The organism is Chitinophaga agrisoli (genome assembly GCF_008386695.1).
GTDB classification, from domain to species: Bacteria; Bacteroidota; Bacteroidia; order Chitinophagales; family Chitinophagaceae; genus Chitinophaga; species Chitinophaga agrisoli.
Genome location: NZ_VUOC01000001.1, coordinates 1,609,336 through 1,629,731, shown reverse-complemented (window position 1 = coordinate 1,629,731; position 20,396 = coordinate 1,609,336). Strand labels below are relative to the sequence as shown.

The 20,396-nt window shown below is 50.5% G+C and carries 19 protein-coding genes; 8 read left to right on the top strand and 11 right to left on the bottom strand.

Annotated elements, in window-relative coordinates:
- Positions 1–27: 27 nt before the first annotated feature.
- Both F0L74_RS06800 and F0L74_RS06795 read left to right on the top strand, forming a co-directional pair.
- Complete coding sequence (locus tag F0L74_RS06800; protein WP_149837046.1) at positions 28–867, top strand: MBL fold metallo-hydrolase; 840 nt, start codon at positions 28–30, stop codon at positions 865–867.
- 88 nt (positions 868–955) lie between these two features.
- On the top strand, positions 956–1,336 hold the full coding sequence (locus F0L74_RS06795; protein ID WP_149837045.1) for a co-chaperone GroES: 381 nt from the start codon (positions 956–958) through the stop codon (positions 1,334–1,336).
- Positions 1,337–1,435: 99 nt separating this feature from the next.
- Here the strand turns inward: F0L74_RS06795 and F0L74_RS06790 are convergent, their stop codons facing one another.
- On the bottom strand, positions 1,436–1,669 hold the full coding sequence (locus tag F0L74_RS06790; RefSeq protein ID WP_149837044.1) for a helix-turn-helix domain-containing protein: 234 nt from the start codon (positions 1,667–1,669) through the stop codon (positions 1,436–1,438).
- Positions 1,670–1,671: 2 nt separating this feature from the next.
- A complete protein-coding gene (locus F0L74_RS06785; RefSeq protein ID WP_149837043.1) occupies positions 1,672–2,181 on the bottom strand; it encodes a DUF2975 domain-containing protein in 510 nt (169 codons plus the stop codon).
- A 175-nt stretch (positions 2,182–2,356) separates the two neighbouring features.
- Between F0L74_RS06785 and F0L74_RS06780 the strand changes: the two genes are divergently transcribed.
- Together F0L74_RS06780 and F0L74_RS06775 are read left to right on the top strand one after the other, a co-directional pair.
- Positions 2,357–3,904 carry a helicase HerA-like domain-containing protein gene (locus F0L74_RS06780; protein WP_149837042.1) on the top strand — a complete coding sequence of 516 codons (1,548 nt, stop codon included), beginning with the start codon at positions 2,357–2,359 and terminating at the stop codon, positions 3,902–3,904.
- Positions 3,905–4,011: 107 nt separating this feature from the next.
- Complete coding sequence (locus tag F0L74_RS06775) at positions 4,012–5,058, top strand: Gfo/Idh/MocA family oxidoreductase (RefSeq protein ID WP_149837041.1); 1,047 nt, start codon at positions 4,012–4,014, stop codon at positions 5,056–5,058.
- A 110-nt stretch (positions 5,059–5,168) separates the two neighbouring features.
- Here the strand turns inward: F0L74_RS06775 and F0L74_RS06770 are convergent, their stop codons facing one another.
- The gene (locus F0L74_RS06770; protein ID WP_149837040.1) at positions 5,169–7,070 is read right to left on the bottom strand and encodes a RecQ family ATP-dependent DNA helicase; all 1,902 of its coding nucleotides are present in this window, start codon (positions 7,068–7,070) and stop codon (positions 5,169–5,171) included.
- Positions 7,067–9,169, bottom strand: coding sequence for a heavy metal translocating P-type ATPase (locus F0L74_RS06765; protein WP_149837039.1), 2,103 nt, complete (start codon positions 9,167–9,169; stop codon positions 7,067–7,069). Before F0L74_RS06765 ends, F0L74_RS06770 begins: the two co-directional genes overlap by 4 nt.
- A gap of 110 nt (positions 9,170–9,279) precedes the next feature.
- Between F0L74_RS06765 and tsaE the strand changes: the two genes are divergently transcribed.
- Positions 9,280–9,705 carry a tRNA (adenosine(37)-N6)-threonylcarbamoyltransferase complex ATPase subunit type 1 TsaE gene (gene tsaE, locus F0L74_RS06760; RefSeq protein ID WP_149837038.1) on the top strand — a complete coding sequence of 142 codons (426 nt, stop codon included), beginning with the start codon at positions 9,280–9,282 and terminating at the stop codon, positions 9,703–9,705.
- Between the two features lie 108 nt (positions 9,706–9,813).
- Positions 9,814–11,031: an alanine dehydrogenase gene (locus tag F0L74_RS06755; protein WP_149837037.1), complete on the top strand. Its 1,218-nt coding sequence runs from the start codon at positions 9,814–9,816 to the stop codon at positions 11,029–11,031.
- 93 nt (positions 11,032–11,124) lie between these two features.
- On the opposite strand, the gene F0L74_RS06750 is transcribed toward F0L74_RS06755, so the two are convergent.
- From F0L74_RS06750 to F0L74_RS06740, 3 genes are read right to left on the bottom strand one after another with little or no spacing between them, the layout of a single operon-like run.
- Positions 11,125–11,925, bottom strand: a complete 801-nt coding sequence (locus F0L74_RS06750; protein ID WP_149837036.1) for an undecaprenyl-diphosphate phosphatase — start codon at positions 11,923–11,925, stop codon at positions 11,125–11,127.
- A gap of 29 nt (positions 11,926–11,954) precedes the next feature.
- On the bottom strand, positions 11,955–12,221 hold the full coding sequence (locus tag F0L74_RS06745) for a DUF3098 domain-containing protein (protein WP_188315882.1): 267 nt from the start codon (positions 12,219–12,221) through the stop codon (positions 11,955–11,957).
- Positions 12,222–12,259: 38 nt separating this feature from the next.
- Positions 12,260–13,132: a cell division protein FtsX gene (locus F0L74_RS06740; protein WP_149837035.1), complete on the bottom strand. Its 873-nt coding sequence runs from the start codon at positions 13,130–13,132 to the stop codon at positions 12,260–12,262.
- A gap of 43 nt (positions 13,133–13,175) precedes the next feature.
- Here F0L74_RS06740 and leuS point away from each other — a divergent pair, with 43 nt between their 5' ends.
- Positions 13,176–15,980: a leucine--tRNA ligase gene (gene leuS, locus F0L74_RS06735; RefSeq protein WP_438502954.1), complete on the top strand. Its 2,805-nt coding sequence runs from the start codon at positions 13,176–13,178 to the stop codon at positions 15,978–15,980.
- Between the two features lie 68 nt (positions 15,981–16,048).
- Here the strand turns inward: leuS and F0L74_RS06730 are convergent, their stop codons facing one another.
- From F0L74_RS06730 to F0L74_RS06720, 3 genes are read right to left on the bottom strand one after another with little or no spacing between them, the layout of a single operon-like run.
- Positions 16,049–16,318 carry a hypothetical protein gene (locus F0L74_RS06730; protein ID WP_149837034.1) on the bottom strand — a complete coding sequence of 90 codons (270 nt, stop codon included), beginning with the start codon at positions 16,316–16,318 and terminating at the stop codon, positions 16,049–16,051.
- A complete protein-coding gene (locus F0L74_RS06725) occupies positions 16,302–17,726 on the bottom strand; it encodes a radical SAM protein (RefSeq protein ID WP_149837033.1) in 1,425 nt (474 codons plus the stop codon). Before F0L74_RS06725 ends, F0L74_RS06730 begins: the two co-directional genes overlap by 17 nt.
- A complete protein-coding gene (locus F0L74_RS06720; protein ID WP_213086904.1) occupies positions 17,719–18,483 on the bottom strand; it encodes a prolipoprotein diacylglyceryl transferase in 765 nt (254 codons plus the stop codon). Before F0L74_RS06720 ends, F0L74_RS06725 begins: the two co-directional genes overlap by 8 nt.
- Positions 18,484–18,582: 99 nt before the next feature.
- On the opposite strand from F0L74_RS06720, the gene F0L74_RS06715 reads away from it, so the two are divergent.
- Positions 18,583–19,434, top strand: coding sequence for an endonuclease/exonuclease/phosphatase family protein (locus F0L74_RS06715; RefSeq protein WP_188315881.1), 852 nt, complete (start codon positions 18,583–18,585; stop codon positions 19,432–19,434).
- A 112-nt stretch (positions 19,435–19,546) separates the two neighbouring features.
- Here F0L74_RS06715 and F0L74_RS06710 read toward each other — a convergent pair whose 3' ends face one another.
- Positions 19,547–20,308 (bottom strand): hypothetical protein, encoded by a 762-nt coding sequence (locus tag F0L74_RS06710; protein ID WP_149837030.1) that lies wholly within the window; start codon positions 20,306–20,308, stop codon positions 19,547–19,549.
- Positions 20,309–20,396 lie beyond the last annotated feature (88 nt).

The following is a 20,396-nucleotide window of genomic DNA, read 5'->3' as shown; positions in this document are numbered from 1 at the left end:
AACTTCATACACTTATACATTATACTCATGGAACTTTATACGATAGAAACAGGCTTCTTTAAACTGGATGGCGGGGCTATGTTTGGGGTGGTGCCTAAAAGCATATGGCATAAGCTGAACCCTGCCGATGAGAATAATATGTGTACCTGGGCTATGCGCTGCCTGCTGATAAAGGACGGCCAGCGCCTGATACTGGTGGATACCGGCATTGGCGATAAACAGGACGCGAAGTTCTTTAGCTACTACTACCTGCATGGTGAGGCCACGCTGGATAAATCACTGGCGGCCCATGGCTTTCACCGGGATGATATCACTGATGTTTTTCTGACGCACCTGCATTTTGATCACTGCGGCGGCGCTATTGTACGCCAGGGTGATAAACTGGCGCCTGCTTTTAAGAACGCGGTGTACTGGAGCAATCCTGAGCACTGGAAATGGGCTACCCAGCCTAATGAGCGGGAGAAAGCCTCTTTTCTGAAAGATAACATTCTGCCTATACAGGAAAGCGGGCAGCTGCAGTTTGTGGATAAACAGGAGGGGATCGCGTTTAAGGACAGTATGTCCATCCGGTTTGTAAATGGCCATACAGACGCCATGATGCTGCCGCAGATCCGTTATAAGGACAAAACGATCCTTTATATGGCAGACCTGGTACCTTCTATTGGCCATCTGCCTATTTCGTATGTAATGGCGTATGATATGTTTCCGCTGACCAGCCTGCAGGAGCGGAAAAGCTTTTTACAGGAGGCACTGGATAATCAATACGTGCTGTATTTTGAGCATGATCCTAAGACAGAGTGTTGTACGCTGCAGCAAACGGAGCGCGGGATACGGGCGGGAGAAACGTTTAGTTTGAAGGAGTTGTAAGCGGAAGGGAGCGATTGCTGCTGTCAGAATGGCACCTATCTCCTCCCTGCACGCATTTTGATACTTATCCTGTAAAGGAACTAAAACAATGACGAATTATCTGACACCTGATAATAAATTGAGAAAACTGATCGTAGTAGGCGACCGTGTGCTGATCAAACCCACCCAACCCAATGAGCGTACAGAAAGCGGGTTATACCTGCCGCCGGGCGTAGGGGAAAGGGAAAAAGTGCAACAGGGTTATGTAATCAAAACCGGACCGGGTTATGCTATACCGGTGGCAGCAGAAGAAACAGAATCCTGGAAACCAGAAGAAGAAAAAGTAAAATACATCCCTTTACAGGCAAAGGAAGGCGATCTGGCTATTTTCCTGGTAAGCGGATCTACCGAAGTGGCATACCAGGGTGATAAGTACTTTATTGTGCCGCAGAGCGCAATATTGATGCTGGAAAGAGAAGAAGACCTGTAGTTACGGATAGATGAAGGACTTGTGGTGATCAGATGGCCTGTAACGGCCGGGGGTTTATGATGTGCAGCGGTGAGGAATGACCTTACCGCTGCACTTTTTTTATACCAGCTTTCTTTGTTGCAGCTCTTCTTCGCTTACATACTCCAGGAGATCCGCCGGCTGGCAGTTTAACACTTTACAGATCTCCTCCAGGGTGGAAAAACGGATAGCCTTGGCCTTACCGCTTTTTAATACGCTCAGGTTGGCCAGGGTAATGCCCACCCTTTCACTCAGCATAGTAAGCGACATTTTGCGTTTAGCCAGTATTACATCCAGGTTGACTACGATCGGCATAATTAGATAGTTAATTCAAGGTCCCGTTTATATGCAATCCCTTTCTTGTAGATCTCTGACAATACCAGTACGCCTAATCCTACCAGGCAGTAAGGCCAATAGTTACCGAGGCTGTCAATCAACATCATAAAACCTGTTCCTTTCTGTGCACCTAACAGTAGTATCATGCCAAAGATCATGTGCGGCACGGGCGCCAGCAGCAACAAATAACTGATGCGCCGCAGATAGTACAGATTTTTATCATCGTATACATTGCCTTTCAATATACGGTACACAATCCTATTTACCTGTACCAGTATATAAACAAGCCCCGCGAGGTAGACGCCCTGAATAAGAATGCCCAGCAGTATTAATTTAAAGCTGTCCGCCAAACCTTCCCGCGGGATGTTAGCGTGAAAGGTATTTCTGAAGAAAAAAACAGCGAAAAATAGTGCAAAGAGCACAATACCCGCAATAACAATATTCAGCAACCAGAATAAAACGCGAAGCAAAGTAGTAGTATGTTGTTTCATACAGTCATTTTTAAGTTTTCAGGGATAAAACATCCAGATAAAGGTAATGGCATTTTTATCAATAAACAAAATATATTTATCGTTTATCAATAAATATTTGCTGTTACCCGACTATGATTGACTGGTTTTAACTCTGCCAAAAATTGCACTATCTTCAACCCAAATTTTCTACATCATGGCAAATAAAGAAGCCTTCCTGGAATCCATTCAAACCGGCTATACCTTTAAGGGCGAGCATTTTAAGCTGGGCTGCGCCATACTGGATGGCGAAGTGATCACCGGCGCAGATGTGCACCTGCCCCTGAAAACATTGAACAGGCATGGCTTAATTGCCGGCGCTACCGGCACCGGTAAAACAAAAACGCTGCAGATCATAGCAGAAGGCCTGAGCGACGCCAGCGTGCCCGTATTACTGATGGATATCAAAGGAGACCTGAGCGGTATAGCCGCCGCGGGCGCCAACAATGCAAAGATCGAAGAACGTTATCAAAAGATAGGCGGCCAGTGGACGGCAGCTGCATACCCCACGGAACTGTTATCACTGAGTAAAGAAAAAGGCATCCGCCTGCGCGCCACGGTAAGTGAGTTTGGGCCGGTGCTGCTGGCCAAGATACTGGAGCTGAATGATACCCAGGCGGGGATCGTAGCCATGATCTTTAAATATTGTGATGACAAAAAGCTGCCACTGCTGGACCTGAAGGATTTTAAGAAAGTACTGCAGTACTCCACCGCAGATGGTAAGGCTGAACTGGAAAAGGATTATGGTAAGATTTCTTCCACCTCCACGGGAACCATCCTCCGTAAAGTGATAGAACTGGAGCAACAAGGCGCAGATGTGTTCTTTGGTGAAAAATCCTTTGAGGTGGACGATCTGCTGCGCATAGGCGATGATGGCCGCGGTATGATCTCCATTGTGCGGGTAACAGATATACAGGACCGGCCCAAACTGTTCTCGACCTTTATGCTTAGCCTGCTGGCAGAGCTGTACGCCACCTTACCGGAAGAAGGCGATATGGAGAAACCAAAGCTGGTGATGTTCATTGATGAAGCGCATCTCATCTTCCAGGAAGCCAGCGACGCGCTGCTGCAACAGATAGAGACCATCATTAAACTGATCCGCTCCAAAGGCGTAGGCATCTTCTTCTGCACGCAGAACCCTATGGATGTACCGCCCTCCGTCCTGGGCCAGCTGGGCCTGAAAGTGCAGCATGCCCTGCGCGCATTTACCGCCAATGACCGCAAAGCCATTAAACAAACAGCGGAGAACTATCCCCTGTCTGATTTCTATAAAACAGATGAGCTGCTTACGCAGATAGGCATAGGAGAGGCATTGATCACCTGTCTGAATGAAAAAGGCACTCCTACCCCGCTGGCGGCTACCATGCTGGTATCTCCCCGGTCCCGGATGGATGTGCTGACGGCTTCCGAGATGGATAATATTGTAGGCGATTCCAAACTGGTGAAGAAATACAACCAGGAGATAGATAATGAAAGCGCCTATGAGATACTGACCGCCAAGCTGGAAGAAGCAGCGGAAAAAACAGCGGAGCAGCCGGCTGCCAAAGGAGGCCGGAAGAAAGAAGAGAAAAGCGTATTGGAAAGTGTGCTGAGCAGCCCTGTAGCCAAACAGGTAGGCCGTACTGCCGCCAATATGATCACCCGCAGCCTGCTGGGCGCATTAGGATTGGGTGGTAAAAGCAGCAAAAAGAGCAGCTGGTTTTAAATGCCTGCGGGCTGTTATCCGTGGTAGTGCTTGCATTTACAGCATGGCCGTTATATCTTACGGAACGAAAGCTAAAGAGCCTATCATAAACTATTAACAATTACAATATGGACAAGATCATCAGAACAGGCGTTTGTTCCTATGGTATGTCAGGACAGATCTTCCACGTACCTTTCATCCATGTGCATCCGGGATTTGAATTTACCGCGGTAGTAGAAAGAAGTAAACACCTGGCGCAGGAAAAGTATCCTAACGTAAAGGTGTATACCAGCGTTGAAGATATGTTGCAGGATAAAAGCCTGGACCTGATCGTGATAAACACCCCCAACTACACGCACTTCGACTATGTAAAAGCTGCGCTGGAAGCGGGTAAGAACGTGATCGTGGAAAAACCCTTTACCGTTACCACTGCGGAAGGCGAAGCGCTGATAGCGCTGGCTAAAAGCAAGGGCCTGTTCATGAGCGTGTTCCAGAACCGCCGTTACGACAGTGATTTCAAGATCACGCGGCAGGTGGTACAGTCTGGCCAGCTGGGTGATATACTGGAAGCTGAGATCCATTATGACCGTTTTAAAGAAGAGCTGAGCTATAAAAAACATAAAGAGGTGGGCGGGCCCGGCACAGGTTCCTTATACGACCTGGGCGCGCATATCATAGACCAGGCCCTGTTGCTGTTTGGCATGCCACAGCAGCTGTGGGCGGATATCCGCATCATCCGTAAGGATTCTATTGTGGATGACTATTTTGAGCTGGTACTGTTCTATGAGCACCTGCGGGTACGCTTAAAATGCAGCTACCTGGTGAGGGAGCCAATGCCCTCTTACCAGATCCATGGCCGCATAGGCTCATTTATCAAAACCAAGGCGGATATACAGGAAACTATGCTGCAACGGGGTTTAATGCCCGGCTCACTGGATTGGGGCGTAGAAGGCCAGCATGAATGGGGTTTGCTGCACACTGAAAAAGACGGAAAGATCATCAAACAATACCTGCCTTCTCCCAAAGGGAACTACCTGGAGTATTATGATGAAGTTTATAATGCTTTGGTGAAAGGCGCGGATAACCCGGTACCGGCAGCAGAGAGCCTACGTATTATAACGGTTATTGAAGCGGCGTTCAAGAGCAGCAAGGAAGGGAAAGTGGTGCAGCTCTGATGTGCAAATATGCTGATGTGCTAATGTGCTGATGAATTGGTGCGGATTGTGGGCATTATATAAATAAATGGAGCATTGTGGTCGTGATCACAATGCTTTTTTTATGGCTATCAATTTATACGTAAGATATCATCGTGATCCCTGATCAGTTTTTCTTCTGATACCAGGAACTGGAGCACCTCCAACAGCCGTTCCTCCTCTACATCTGGCAAGTTTTCCAGGAGGGTATCGAGGTGTTTGGGTTGTTGCAACTGTAGCATTACCATGGCGGCTATCTCGTCAAACTCTGCCGCTTTAACCGGTTTACGTTTGTTTTTCAGGCATACATCACAGATACCGCAGGGTGTGCTCTCCTGCTCTCCAAAATAGGTTACCAGGGTTTGCGTACGGCAGGTCTTTTTATTGCGTACGTAGCGGAACATGGCATCCAGTCTTTCCGTATATACCCGTCTGCGCTCCGCTATCCTTTCCATATTTACGCGCAGCAGGTGGGTTTGTAAACGTTCCTGCAGAAAGCTTAGCTGCGGCTCATCCTTTTTGGGGCGGTACTGGATAATGCCGCGTTGATGCAGCTGTTGCAGCTGTGCTATCACCTGGTCCTCCGGTTTGCGGATGATACGGGCCAGCTGTTTTTCGAAGATGCGCACTTCGTTATCAAAAATGCCTTCGTAGGTGCGGAGCAGGGCCTTTATAAGCGGGTCCAGGCTGGGTTGCAACTCTTCTATGGCGTAGAGGGTCTCTTTATTGGTGATGAATCCCACGCGGGATGGCAGGCATACGCTTTCGCTTAGCTGTAATACGCCTTCCTGCTCCATGATACGGATGGCGCTGTAGGCTACGGTAATATTTAGCTGGAAGTGTTTTACAAATTCGTTGATATCGAAATCATAGTACATGCCTTCTGAGCTGCCGGTAGCTACCTGCAGATAGTTGACAATGCACTGGTGTACGTGTTTTATTTCTGCCAGGGAGGGGAATTGCTGCGCTATCTTCTCCCGCATTTCCTGCAGTTCCGGCTCATTGTATAACAGCACGGCATAAGCTTTCTGCTCATCGCGGCCGGCGCGGCCGGCTTCCTGGTAGTAGGCCTCCGGGCTGTCCGGCACATCATAGTGGATGACCAGGCGTACGTTAGGCTTATCTATGCCCATACCAAAAGCGTTGGTGCAGACTATAACGCGCACCTTATCGTGGATCCATTCCTCCTGCCGGAGGGTACGCTCTTCCGGCGGAAGGCCGGCGTGATAATGGGCGGCGGAGATACCCTGCATGCGCAACAGGTCTGCCAGCTGGCGGGTGCGTTTACGGTTACGGCAGTATACGATGGCACTGCCGGGCACCCGGTCCAGTATATGTTTCAGCTTATCCTGACGGCTTTCCTCTTCCAGCACGCTGTAAGAAAGGTTATCCCGGGTAAAGCTTTTGGTAAATACCTGGGGGTGCTGCATGAGCAGCTGCCGGCAGATATCTTCCTGTACAAGGGGCGTAGCGGAAGCCGTTAAGGCCAATACCGGCACATTGGGGAAGTAAGCGCGGATAGTGGCTATCTGCAGGTAGGCCGGCCGGAAATCGTAGCCCCATTGGGAAATACAATGGGCCTCATCCACCGCCAGCAGGTTTACGGGCAGGCCATCGCAATAATCCAGGAAACGGCGGCTCTGCAGCCGCTCCGGGGATACATAGAGGAATTTGTAATGCCCCCGGCGGGCCTGTTCCAGCCGTTGCTCTACTTCGCGGTTGGTAAGGCCTGCATAGATAGCCACCGCCTTAATGCCGCGGCGCTCCAGGTTGGCCACCTGGTCGCGCATGAGCGCTATCAGCGGGGTCACTACCAGGCACAGGCCTTCCTTCATCATGGCCGGTACCTGGAAGCAGACGGACTTGCCGCCGCCCGTGGGCAGCAGGGCCAGGGTATCCTGTCCGGCCAGTATGGCGTTGATGATATCTTCCTGTAAAGGCCTGAATTGGGTATGACCCCAGTATTGGCGGAGTATTTGGGCCGGCGTGGTCATATTACCCGCTTATATCTTAATCTAACGGAGTTGATGGCCAGCACGATATCTGACACGGCCATGATGCTGGCGCCTACAATAGGGCTTAATATGCCCAGCGCGGCTACCGGTATGGCCACTACGTTATAGATAAAAGCCCAGAAAAGGTTTTGCTTAATAGTGAGATAAGTGTGTTTACCCAGGCCCATTGCCAATGGCAGGGCGGACAGGCTGTTATGCAGCAGCACTACGTTGGCGCTTTGCATGGCCACATGGGTAGCATCACTGAGGGAAATGCCGATAGCAGCTTTTGCCAGCGCCGGCGCATCATTGATACCATCGCCCACCATAGCTACGGGGGCGGTTTGCTGTAAGGCGTCTATTTTTTGCAGTTTCTGCTCAGGCGTCTGTTCCGCATATACTTCTTCAATACCTACCAGCTGCGCCATTTCACGGCATTTACGGGCGGTGTCCCCACTGAGCAGCACTGGTTTTATACCGGCCTTTTTCAGCGTTTGGATGGCCGCAGCCGCGTCTGGCCGCAGCTCGTCTGTAAAGTCTATCCAGCCGGCCAGCTGGCCGTTGCGCAGGAGATAGATACTATGCCCATCATCCTCCGTAGCCTGCTGCGCCATGATATAGGAGCCCAGTTGCCACTGGTTGCCCTCCTCATCCTGGGCCTGCATACCGCGCCCTTTGTACTCGCGTACCTGCTGGAGGGGCTTTTCTCCATGGCCTTTCCACTGGGTGGCAATGGACCTGGCAATGGGGTGAGAAGAGTATTTTTCCAGGCTGTATACGATGATCTTAAAGGCTTCTTCCGTCATATCGAAATAGCGGTAGTTGCCCAGTTGCAGTTTACCGGTGGTAAGGGTGCCTGTTTTGTCAAACACCACATAACGGATACTACGGAAGGCCTCCAGCGTTTGGGCGCCTTTAATGAGGATGCCGTTACGGGCGGCACGGCCCAGGCCCACCATTACGGCCGCAGGGGTAGCCAATCCCATGGCACAGGGGCAGGCGATCACCAATACGGCAATACTGCGCATCATAGCGGCAGCCGGGGTGGTTTGCCCAATGAGCCACCATCCCAGGAAGGTGACCATGGAAATGCACAGCACCAGCGGCACAAATATGGCGCTGATACGGTCTGCCAGGCGTTGCATAGGCGGTTTGCCGCCCTGTGCCTGTTTTACCAGCTCAATAATGTAGGAAAGCACGGTATCCTTGCCGGTAGCCGTTACAAACATCTTTAGGGAGCCATCTTCGAGGATGGTGCCCCCAATTACTTTATCTTTCTCTTTGCGGTGCACGGGGGTGCTCTCGCCGGTGATCATTGATTCATTTACGGTACCGCTGCCCCAATAAATGGTGCCATCCATAGGGATCTTATCGCCGGTATTCACCAGCACGCGATCGCCGGGGCGCAGGGTTTGATTATCCACTTCATGGAAATGCTCATGCCCATGCTCTTCGTGGATCAGGCGGGCGGTAGTTACCTGCATTTTAGCCAGGGCGGTAATTGCGGTGGTGGTCTGTTTTACGGAACGCTCCTCCAGCAGGTTGCCTAAAAATACCAGGGTGATGATGGCGGCGGTGGTTTCATAAAACATGTAATCAGGCCCCATATGCAGCGCAGTACCCATAAGGCTGTAGGCATAAGCGGCGGTAGCGCCCATGGTGATGAGCACATCCATATTGGCCATACCGTTTGTGATGGAACGGTAAGCGCTGCGGCCAAAATGCCACAGGCCAATGAGGAATACGGGGGTGGAAAGGGCTAACTGCACCATGGGATCGTGTAACCAGGGCCATTTAACCCACATATGCAGCAGCAGGGGCGCGGTAAATACCAGGCAAACATAGAATTTGAATACCAGGGAATGCAGGAAAGCGGCTTTAGGCGCCTGCTCATCGGGCATGACCACCTGGTAACCCAGGTCATTGATGCCTTTGAGCACTTTCTGGGAATCTGCGCCTGTAGGGGCGGTAAAGCTCAGCTCTTCTGTGGCAAAACTTACCTGTACATCCTGCATACCCCTGTTCTGCAGGTACCGGGATACGGTAAGCGCACAGCTGGTACAATTCATGCCTTTTACCTTGCAACTGATCGTTTCCATATTCTTGAATTAATATTGAGGCGATGCCGCTCCCGGCAAATTTAGAAACTGTGGTGTAATGGTAGTAAAATATTAATGCAACGGGGAGGCGAAATGATTATTTTTGGGTGATGGATTGGATCTTTACCGCTGACCAGTTGCCGGCCACCGCGCAGGCTTTCTGGGAATATTTTGCCGGGCAACGGGTGTTTACGCTGGACGGGCAGATGGGGGCCGGCAAAACCACGTTCATAAAAGCCCTATGCGCCGCTAAAGGCGTGGAAGACGCTACGGCCAGCCCTACTTTCGCCATTATCAACCAATACCTGTATCATAACGGGCAAGCGCAGCCGCACATTATCTATCATCTGGACCTGTACCGCCTGCGGGATGAGGAAGAAGCGATAACCGCCGGCATAGAGGATACCCTGTACCAGCCGGATGCGATATGTTTTGTAGAGTGGCCTGGTATTATTACCCGACTGCTGCCGCCGGAGACCGTAAACCTGCAACTGGAGGTACTGCCGGACCAGCGCAGAAGGTTGAGTATCCGCTAAATATGTGACAACATATATAGAATGGGCAGTGACCGTAAACCTAACACAATCTTTAAATAGCTTATCTTTGGATAAGACGTAATTTTATAGATCAATCTTGACACGAATATGGAGCAAAGGCAAAAACCTGTTGTGAGTGCTGGCTTTACTTATTCACCGATGGAAGAAACGCTGGATATTCCCCAGAAAAATTCCCGTTTATACATTGGTATCCCTAAAGAAACCTCTTTCCAGGAAAACCGGATTGCCTTAACGCCCGATGCTGTGAGCATCCTGGCGACCAATGGGCACCATATAGTGGTGGAGCATAAAGCCGGCGACGGGTCGCATTATTATGATACGGATTATTCTGAAGCCGGGGCGGAGATCGTCTACGACAAAAAGGAAGTCTATAAGGCGGAGATCATTGTAAAATCTGCCCCGCTTAATGATGAAGAGATAGAGCTGTTACATCCCCACCAGATCGTTATCTCCCCTATCCACCTGGCCGCCCTGAAGGCCCAGCAGGTGGAAAAAATGATGGATAAACGCATTACGCTGCTTTCTTTTGAGAACCTGAAAGATGACGCCGGCACTTATCCAATTGTAAGGGCCATGAGCGAGATTGCCGGTGGCGCTGTGATGCTGATCGCCGGTCAATACCTGAGCAATGGTAATAAAGGCAAAGGCATCCTGCTGGGGGGCGTAACCGGTATACCGCCTACCAAGGTGGTGATCATTGGCGCGGGTATCGTGGGCGAATTTGCCGCCCGTACTGCCCTGGCCCTGGGCGCTTCTGTAAAGGTATTCGATAACAATATCTATAAGCTGAAACGCCTGCAGAACAATATTGGCGTGCGGGTATTCACCTCTGTTATACAGCCCAAGGTACTGGCAGAACAGCTGCGCAATGCGGATGTAGCGGTAGGGGCCCTATCTTCTCAAAGCGGCCGGACCCCGATAGTGGTGTCAGAGTCCATGGTGAGCAATATGAAAGCCGGATCTGTGATCGTAGACGTAAGTATAGACCGTGGCGGTTGTTTTGAGACCTCAGAGATCACCAGCCATGAGAACCCGGTGTTCAAAAAATATGATGTACTGCACTATTGTGTGCCTAATATACCCTCTGGCTTTGCCCGTACCGCCTCTGAGGCCATCAGTAATGTGCTGATGCCTTTACTGCTGGAGGCCGCGGATGATGGCGGGTTTGAAAACCTGGTATGGATAAAACGCGGCGTGCGTAATGGTATTTACCTTTATAAAGGCGCGCTGACCAATTACCACCTGAGTGAGAAATTCAAGCTTAAGTATACGGACCTGGAGCTGCTGCTGGCGGTAAAGGGGTGATGATGTGCAGTTATACAAAGCAAAATGCCGGTAAGTAAATGAGCAAGCCTACCACCTACTGCAGTTACATACCGGCATGTTTATTATTTATACTTATACGGACAGCTTATACCCCAGGGCAATAGCCACCAGGATAGCCGCACCTACTATGATACGATAGTAACCCCACATTCTGAAGCCATACTTCTTGAGGGAATCTATAAAGAACCTGATGGCCAGCATGGCTACCACAAACGCCACTACGTTACCTATGAGCAACAACGTAAGGTTACCGGGGTTGGCGGTGAGCAGCTCATGGCCTTTCAGCAGCTTATACCCGGTAGCAGCCGCCATGGTAGGCACTGCCAGGAAGAAGGAGAACTCTGCCGCTACGTTGCGGGTAAGCTTTTGCTGCATACCGCCTATAATGGAGGCTGCGCTGCGGCTTACGCCCGGCACCATGGCAATACATTGCCAGAAACCGATACGCAGGGCTTTGAATACGTTTATCTTCTCATCTGTATCGATCTCCGGGTGCTGAAACCAGTTATCTACAAACAGCAGTACAATACCACCCAGGAGCAGGGTAATGCCTACTACGAGGGGGCTTTCCAGCAGCATGTCGATCTTATCGCCCAGCAGGTAGCCTAAGATAAGGGCGGGTAATACGGCCAGGGCCAGTTTTATATAAAAGTTGAGCCGGTTGCGGTCAAATACCAGGAATTTCTTCCAGTACAGCACTACTACGGCCAATATGGCGCCCAGCTGGATGCACACTTCGAACAGTTTGGTGAACTCGTCCTTATTGATACCCAGCAGTGCGCTGGTGATGATCATGTGCCCGGTGGATGAGACCGGCAAAAATTCTGTCAATCCTTCTACGATAGCTATGATGATAGCGTCAAGAGTGGTCATTAGTGATGGCTGGTCTTAAAGTCTACAAGTCAGGCTTTGGGTTTCCGCATGATGGCCACTACTTCAATGAGCAGGCCCAATACAATTACAACAGGCGCCAGGGTGATACGGCGGAAGCTGTATACTTCTTCGGGTTTGAAGGTGTTGGGATCGTTGCTGGCGCCGCCCATCATCAGTAAAAAGCCTATCACTATCACAACCAGGCCGGCGACCATGATCTTATAATTATCCTTGGCAAATACCGGGCGGCTTTCTGCGATGGCGGCCTTTTCTGCCGGTTTGGTCTCTTTGATCATATGGATTGAAGTTACGTTTAGTAATGGTTATACAAAGCTTAATAGAGATCGTCTAGCTTAAGGCGGAGATACTTCATCACGGAGCGGTGCGTGCTTACCAGGGATATGCAGATACCGATGATGATCATCCCCAGGAACAACACGGTGATCATGAAATAATCCCGCAGGCCGCTCAGCTCCGGCAGCCATTGGTCTGCGAAGTAGATGAGCCCCATTAAGCCGGCAATAGCTATTACGGCGCTCAGCGCACCGTTGATAATACTGCGCGTATCAAAAGGCTTGGCAATGAACCAGCGGGTAGCGCCCACCATTTGCATGGTCTTTATCAGGAAGCGGTTGCTGAACATAGCCAGGCGGATGGTATTATCTATAAGTACGATCACTACCAGGGCCAGCAGGGCGCTGATAGCCAGCATTACGATGCCGATCTTGCGCACGTTCTCATTGAGCTTGTTCACCAGCAGGCGCTGATAGGAGATCTCCCTGACAATGCTTTGCTGGGTAAGGTTATGTTCTATTACCCGCAGGCTGTCTGCATTCACATAGCGGGCATTTGCCTTAATATTGATGCTGGCGTACAGCGGGTTGTATTGCAGCAGGTTAATGAAATCCTCGCCAAACTCTTTTTTGAAGCGGCTGGCGGCCATGTCTTTAGACACGTATTCAATGGATTTCACATAAGGTTTGCGGGCAATGGAGTCGCGCAGGATAAGGGCCTGATCTTCCCGCACGTTATCGCGCAGGATCACCTGCAGTTCGATACTTTCCTTAAAATAAGCGCTTAAGCGGTTGGCGTGGATAACGATCAGACCCAGGGTGCCCAACAGGAACAATACCAGGGCTACGCCGATGATAGAGTAAAAGTAGGATGGTTTGGATCTTTTTGCTGATGATTTTCCCGGTTGCGCCATTAAACCTAGAGTTTATCGGCGAAAATAATAAAAATTGGCAGTTATGTTTAATTTTGCCAATCCTAATGGATTTTTTAACAAAATGGAATACAACTACAGGGATATAGAAAAAAAATGGCAGGAGCACTGGAAGCAGACCAAAGCTTACCAGGTGAGTAATGACAGCTCCAGGCCCAAATGTTATGTACTGGACATGTTCCCCTACCCCTCCGGCGCCGGCCTGCATGTAGGCCACCCGCTGGGTTACATTGCATCAGACATTTATGCGCGTTACAAAAGGCTAAAGGGCTTTAATGTGCTGCACCCCATGGGGTACGACGCTTTTGGCCTGCCGGCTGAGCAATATGCCCTGGAGACCGGGCAGCACCCGGCTGTTACTACGGACCAGAATATCAAGGCTTTCCGGGAGCAGCTGGACCATATTGGTTTTTGTTTTGACTGGGAGCGGGAGTTCCGTACATCTGACCCGGGCTATTATAAATGGACCCAATGGATCTTCCTGCAGCTTTTTGACAGCTGGTTTAACCGCCAGACCCGTAAAGCGACGCCCATTACAGCCTTAACGGCCCTGTTTGAGCAGGAAGGCAATACCAGCCATGAATGCCCTGGCGACCGCCACCTGCGGTTCAGCGCGGCGGAATGGAAGGGTTTTGACGAGCCCCGCCAGCGGGAGATACTGATGCATTACCGCCTGGCCTACCTGGCCTTTGCGGAGGTGAACTGGTGCCCGGCACTGGGTACGGTATTGGCCAATGACGAGGTAGTGAACGGCGTGAGCGAGCGCGGCGGCTACCCGGTGATCAAAAAGAAGATGCGCCAATGGTTCCTGCGTATTACGGAATATGCCAACCGTTTGCTGGAAGGGCTGGAGCAGGTAGATTACAGCGAAGCCCTGAAGGAGATGCAGCGTAACTGGATAGGCAAAAGCCAGGGCGCGGAGATCCGTTTTAACGTACAGGATACTGATCAGCATATAACAGTATACACCACCCGCCCGGATACCATCTTTGGCGTGGACTTTATGGTGCTGGCCCCTGAACATGAGCTGGTAGCCAAAATAACCACCCCGGCGCAACAGGCGGAAGTGGACAAATATCTGGATTATGTGCAGAGCCGTTCTGAACGGGAGCGCCTGGCAGAGGTGAAACAGATCACGGGCTGCTTTACCGGCGCCTATGCCCTGAATCCTTTTAACGGCCAGCCCATTCCGGTTTGGATCTCCGAATACGTACTGGCCGGTTACGGCACAGGCGCCATTATGGCGGTACCCTGTGGCGACCAGCGCGATTTCCTGTTTGCCAAACACTTTGACATCCATATCACCAACATTATAGGCGACGCCTTTAACGGGCAGGAAGCCAATGCCACCAAGGACGCCGTTCTGCAGAACAGCGATTTCCTGAACGGCACGGATATGAAAAGCGCCATGGATGTAGTGGCTGCCAAGGTAGAAGAAATGGGCATTGGCAGGCGCCAGATCAATTACAAGATGCGGGACGCCGGCTTTAGCCGTCAGCGCTACTGGGGCGAGCCCTTCCCTATTGTATTCAAGAATGGGATAGCCTATGCCGTGGATGAAAAGGAACTGCCGGTAGAACTGCCGCATGTGGAGAACTACAAACCCGGCGAAGAGGGCGAAGGCCCCCTGGCCAATGTGACCAGCTGGGTGAACATAGCCCCCGGCGTACAGCGGGAAACGAATACCATGCCCGGTTATGCCGGCAGCAGCTGGTATTTTCTCCGGTATATGGACCCTCATAACACCACCAGCTTTGCAGACCGTAAAGTACTGGACTACTGGAACCAGGTGGATGTATATGTAGGCGGTACCGAGCATGCCGTAGGCCACCTGCTTTATTCCCGTATGTGGACCAAAGCATTGTGCGACCTGGGGTATATTGGATTTGACGAGCCTTATAAAAAGATCCTGAACCAGGGTATGATAGGCGGCAGCTCCCGCCTGGTATACCGTGTACGGGGCACCAATACATTTGTATCCCATGGCCTTAAGGACCAGTACGAAACTGATCCGCTGCATGTGGATGTGAACCTTGTGGATGGCGTAGAACTGGATACTGCAGCTTTCCGCCAGTGGAAACCAGATTACGCTGATGCGGAGTTTGTGCTGGAAGAGGGCAAATATATTTGCGGCTCCCAGTTGGAAAAGATGAGCAAGCGCTTGTTCAACACAGTGAACCCGAATGATGTGGTAGAGAAATACGGCGCAGATACCTTCCGTATGTATGAAATGTTCCTGGGCCCTGTTGAGCAGTCTAAACCCTGGGAAACCAAAGGTATTGAAGGGGTGCACCGTTTCCTGAAGAAACTGTGGCGCCTGTATGTAGATGAGCAGAAAGGGCTGATCGTAAAGGATGCGTCCCCCACGCCGGAAGAGCTGAAAGTGTTGCACAAGACCATTCAGAAGATAGATCACGATACGAACAACTTTTCCTATAACACGGCGGTGAGCCAGTTCATGATCTGCCTGAATGAACTGAATTCCCTGAAGTGTAATAAACGCGCTATACTGGAGCCGTTACTGGTATTGCTTACGCCGTATGCCCCGCACGTATGCGCGGAACTGTGGCAGCTGCTGGGTAATAGCACCAGCATACTGGATGCGGCCTATCCTGTATTTGAAGAGCAGTATGTGAAGGAAAATGCCTTTAACTACCCGGTAGCCATTAATGGTAAAACCCGCACGGAAATGGGCTTTGCGCTGGATGCGGACACTGCCGCGATAGAACAGGAAGTGCTGGCGAATGAACTGGTGCAGAAGTGGATGGAGGGTAAACCGCTGAAGAAAGTGGTGATCGTGAAGGGCAGGATGATCAATGTGGTAGTATAAATATTGCGATACCTGATAAAGGCCGGCCGGAAGTGATAATATGCTCCGGCCGGCCTTTTTATTGCTATTTAGTGTCCATTAAAATTCATATTGGACATCATCAGCGAACATACGGAGAACCCTATCAGCAGTATAATTCCCATGGAGAGTAGAAACGCCTTTGCCCAGGTGCGGTGGCCCAGGATAAAAGTTACCAGGGCGATGAACCCATAAGCCCCCGGCACCACTATGATGATGAACAGGCTTATAAGGGCGCTATCCCCACCAAACATACATAACAAGGCAATTACCAAAGGAATACCGGCTAACAGCAACACTTTTTTAAATACTTCGTTCATGGGTAGTGATTTTAGGGGAGTAATCGTCTATTATGGTACGCAGGTATTCCTCTTTCTCATCGCGGTAAAACAGGTTCATGGTCTCGAAAGGGATGATACGCCCATCTTTATGTACGATATGCACGCAGGACTTTTTAATGGCCCGCACATCAAAATCATAGGCATCAATAAAACGCATAATGACAACGCGGAACAGGTTATTATAGTTCAGTCCCGGCGCCTGGATCTGCGGCAGGCAGCATAGCAGGGATTGCATATCGCCTACGGCGGCATCTGTGGAGATACCGGTGCTGAAGATCTTGAGCACATGTTTGTGCAGCGCTTCGTCCTGTTCGTATACGATGGTGTTCTTTGAGTTGTTCAGCAGTACGGCAGGATCTACGAAACGGGTGAGCGGAAAGGCCTGGCCACCCAGTTTAAGGGCGTATCCCATCATCAGCGCATCCGGGTTACAGGGTACGGGGATCAGGTCATGCTCATTGAATACGCTGGTTTGCGCCAGGATCTGCTGTCTTACTTCTGTAAGGGTAATACGGTCCGTGGCGGGATCAAAGCCCTCTGTTCTGCCGGCTATCTGCACGGGCTGCAGGGTTACGCCGCGTACACATTTCTGTTGCAGGGCATAGTCTATGATCTTCCCGATCTCATCATCATTAAGACCTTTCTGCAAGGTCACCACCAGGGTGGTGCTCAGGTCCAGTTCATTCAGGTTATTGAGGGCCTGACGGCGTATATCTGTAAGGTCTTTGCCGCGCATCTGTTCCAGCACCTCGGGTTTAAAGGAATCGAACTGCAGGTATACCTCAAAGTCCGGCATATAGGTAGCCAGCCTGGCAGCAAATTCTTTATCTTTTGCAATACGGATGCCGTTTGTGTTTAGCATCAGGTGCCGGATGGGCTTCTTTTTAGCGATATCCAGGATCTCGAAGAACTGGGGGTGGATGGTAGGCTCTCCGCCGCTGATCTGTACTACATCCGGCTGGCCTTCATTGGCCACGATGATATCCAGCATACGCTCTATCTCTTCCAGGGTTCGGTGCCGGCCGTAGTGCGGGGATGACATGGCATAACAGGTAGGACAGGTAAGGTTGCAGCGGTCCGTTACCTCTATTACGCTTAAACAGCTGTGCTGCTCATGATCCTGGCACAGGCCACAGTCGTAGGGACAGCCATAGTGGGTTTGCGTATTGGTCTTAAGCGGCGCTTCGGAGGGCTTGTTATAGTTGCGGGTGTTCTTGTAGTAGGCAATGTCCGTTGCGATCAATACTTTTTCCCGGCCGTGCTCCGGACAGTGTTTCACCATAAACACCTTATCCTGCTCAAAGATGATCTTGGCGTCTACCCGGCGCAGGCAGGCGCTGCAAAGGCTGATGGTAAAATCGTAATAGGTATAATCTTTTTCAGGCATATTGTTTCTGGATTAAGCGGGATGGAGCAATAATGGTACGGCCATAATATATCAGTCCGGCCAGGCAGGCCAGCTGTATGCTGCCGAGGCCAATAAAATAGCGGGCGCCGGGTTTAATAAAATCCAGCAGGAAACGGAATAACAGATATCCGATCATGAATAGCTGGAAGCGCGCTCCGCTGATCAATGTATATTTCTGTTGGATGATATATAACAGTCCGGCTAAGATCAATAGAAAGGCGATCTCATATAAGCTTACGGGATGCCGCAACAGCCCATCGCCCAGGTTCATGCCCCAGGGCAACGCGGTAGGCAGGCCGTAGGTCTCTTCATGCACGCCCATGCTAAAACAGCCTATGCGGCCAATGATAAGGGCCAGTATCAAGGGGTAGGTGAACAGATCTCCGGAGGATTGTTTTTCGCCAATAGCCAGCTTAATGCTTTCCACACCGGCCAGACCACCCAGCAGACCGCCTACGATGGTTTTGTTCTCATATATGTAGCGTAAGGGATTGGGGCCAGACCAGAGAGCCACCGGATCTTCCAGCGCGCCCAGTATACGGCTGCCCAGTAAGGCGCCGAATATAGCGCCAATGATCACCCAGAGCCGGTTAGGGTCCGGTAGCCTGTCGCCCTGCTGTTTGCGCAGGTACAGGAAATAGCGGAAGCCCAGGAACATGCCCAATGTTTCCGTTATGGCGTGTAACGGTATAGTTAATGTAAAAAGGGATACGTATACGGGGAAGTGCAAAGCCACTTATTTTTTTGACCTTCCTAAAGGTAATGTATATGGGTACAAAAAACTATGTTTCTTAAAAACGGGGTGATTACTTTTATAACGCTAATACAATTACTTATGAAGAGAACATTGTTATGGTGCCTGCTATTTGTGATAGCCGGCAGCGCGGCCGCTCAAACTCCGCTACAGGTAATGACCTTTAACATCCGTTATAATAACCCGGATGATAGCTTAAATGCCTGGCCTAACCGGAAGGACAAAGTTGCCGGTGAAGTATTATTCCATGAGGCTACCCTGCTGGGCATACAGGAAGGGCTGTATGACCAGGTAACAGACCTGCAGCAGCGCCTGCCGGGTTATAAATATATTGGCGTGGGCCGGGATGATGGTAAAACACAGGGCGAGTTCTCCGCCATTTTTTATGATACGGCGCGTTTGCAGCTTTTACAAAGCCAAACGTTCTGGCTGTCTACCACCCCTACGGTAGCGGGCAGCAAAGGCTGGGACGCCGCTATTACCCGGATAGTTACCTGGGGCCGGTTCCGGGATAAAAAGACCAACAAGGTGTTCTTCCATTTCAATACGCATTTTGATCACAAAGGCGAGGTAGCCCGGCGTGAGAGCGCGCACCTGTTGTTAAAACAGGTACATGCCATTGCCGGCAATACGCCCGCTATCATTACCGGCGACTTTAATGCCAGCCCGGATGATGAGCCTATCCGTGTAGTGATGGATAATGCTGATCCGCTGCATTTAACGGACAGCAAAGCGGTGAGTTTAACGCCGCATTATGGACCTACCGGTACTTTTAATGGTTTTAAGGCAGCGGAGCTTTCTGATAAACCGATTGACTATATTTTTCTGAAGGGCAGGTTCCGTGTATTGCAACATGCAACGCTCTCCCCTACCTGGCAGGGGCGTTTTTCTTCTGATCACTTTTCAGTATACAGTAAGCTGATCGTACAATAATAGCGGGAGTAAGCAAGAAAAAGCTCCATAAAAAAAGCAGGAACGGAGTAGCGGCCTGGCAAGTGGCTGCTTTCTCCTGTTCCTGCTCTCAACAGTTTTTATCTACATTCTATCAGTCACAACGCATGCAGCTTTCCCAGCCGTTCCTCATGCGTTTGCATTTGTCTTTATCCTTGTCCGGGCCATCCAGGTTGATAATGATAGTCAGGTGACCGCCGCTGAAGGTACCGTCGAAGTCGCCTAACTGCAGTTTAGCAGCTACGATCTTGAGGTCCAGTTTCAGCTTACCTTTCAGGGAGAGGCTGCTGTCGCCTACTACTACATCGCGGGCATCTGCCTTGAAGTTGATGGTACCAGCCAGGCGGATGCTGAAGGGGATATCCTTGCCGTCCCAGGTGATCTTGCCGCCCAGTATGGCAGCGGGGTTCTGCTCATCGCCAGCAGCAGTTACAGATAATTTCACAGATTTGTAAGTACCCTTGGGCAGCTCGATCATACCAATAAAACCAGCGGCTTTTAATACGTCTACCATCTGGTCGATCTTGGCGTTGAATTTTACCTGATCGTTGCCTTTTTTTGCCTCGAACTTAATCTCCCTTACCCGTACTTTCACTTCCGTCCAGGTGAAGTCGAACATCCTATCCGTAGTGGTCCTGGCCATTTCCGGCGTGTTGGTGATCTGGGCCATCCTTTCTATACCGGCAGCATCGCCCATGATGCTCGTGTTAGGATTGATAGCCTGCATTTCGTAGCTGAACTTGCCATCAGCGTTGGTGTTCTGCGGCTCGGAAGAATCTTGTTTGGAGCATGCGGATAAAAACAGCACTGACGCCAGGGCCAGTCCTCCGCACAGTTGGTGGAGTTTAGGTTGCATTTTGATATGGTTTTAATTTATAAGGAGTGTGAATTTTAGTTTACATAGGTGCGTGAAAATCCCGGGTGAAATTAAGTCTAAATTCTGA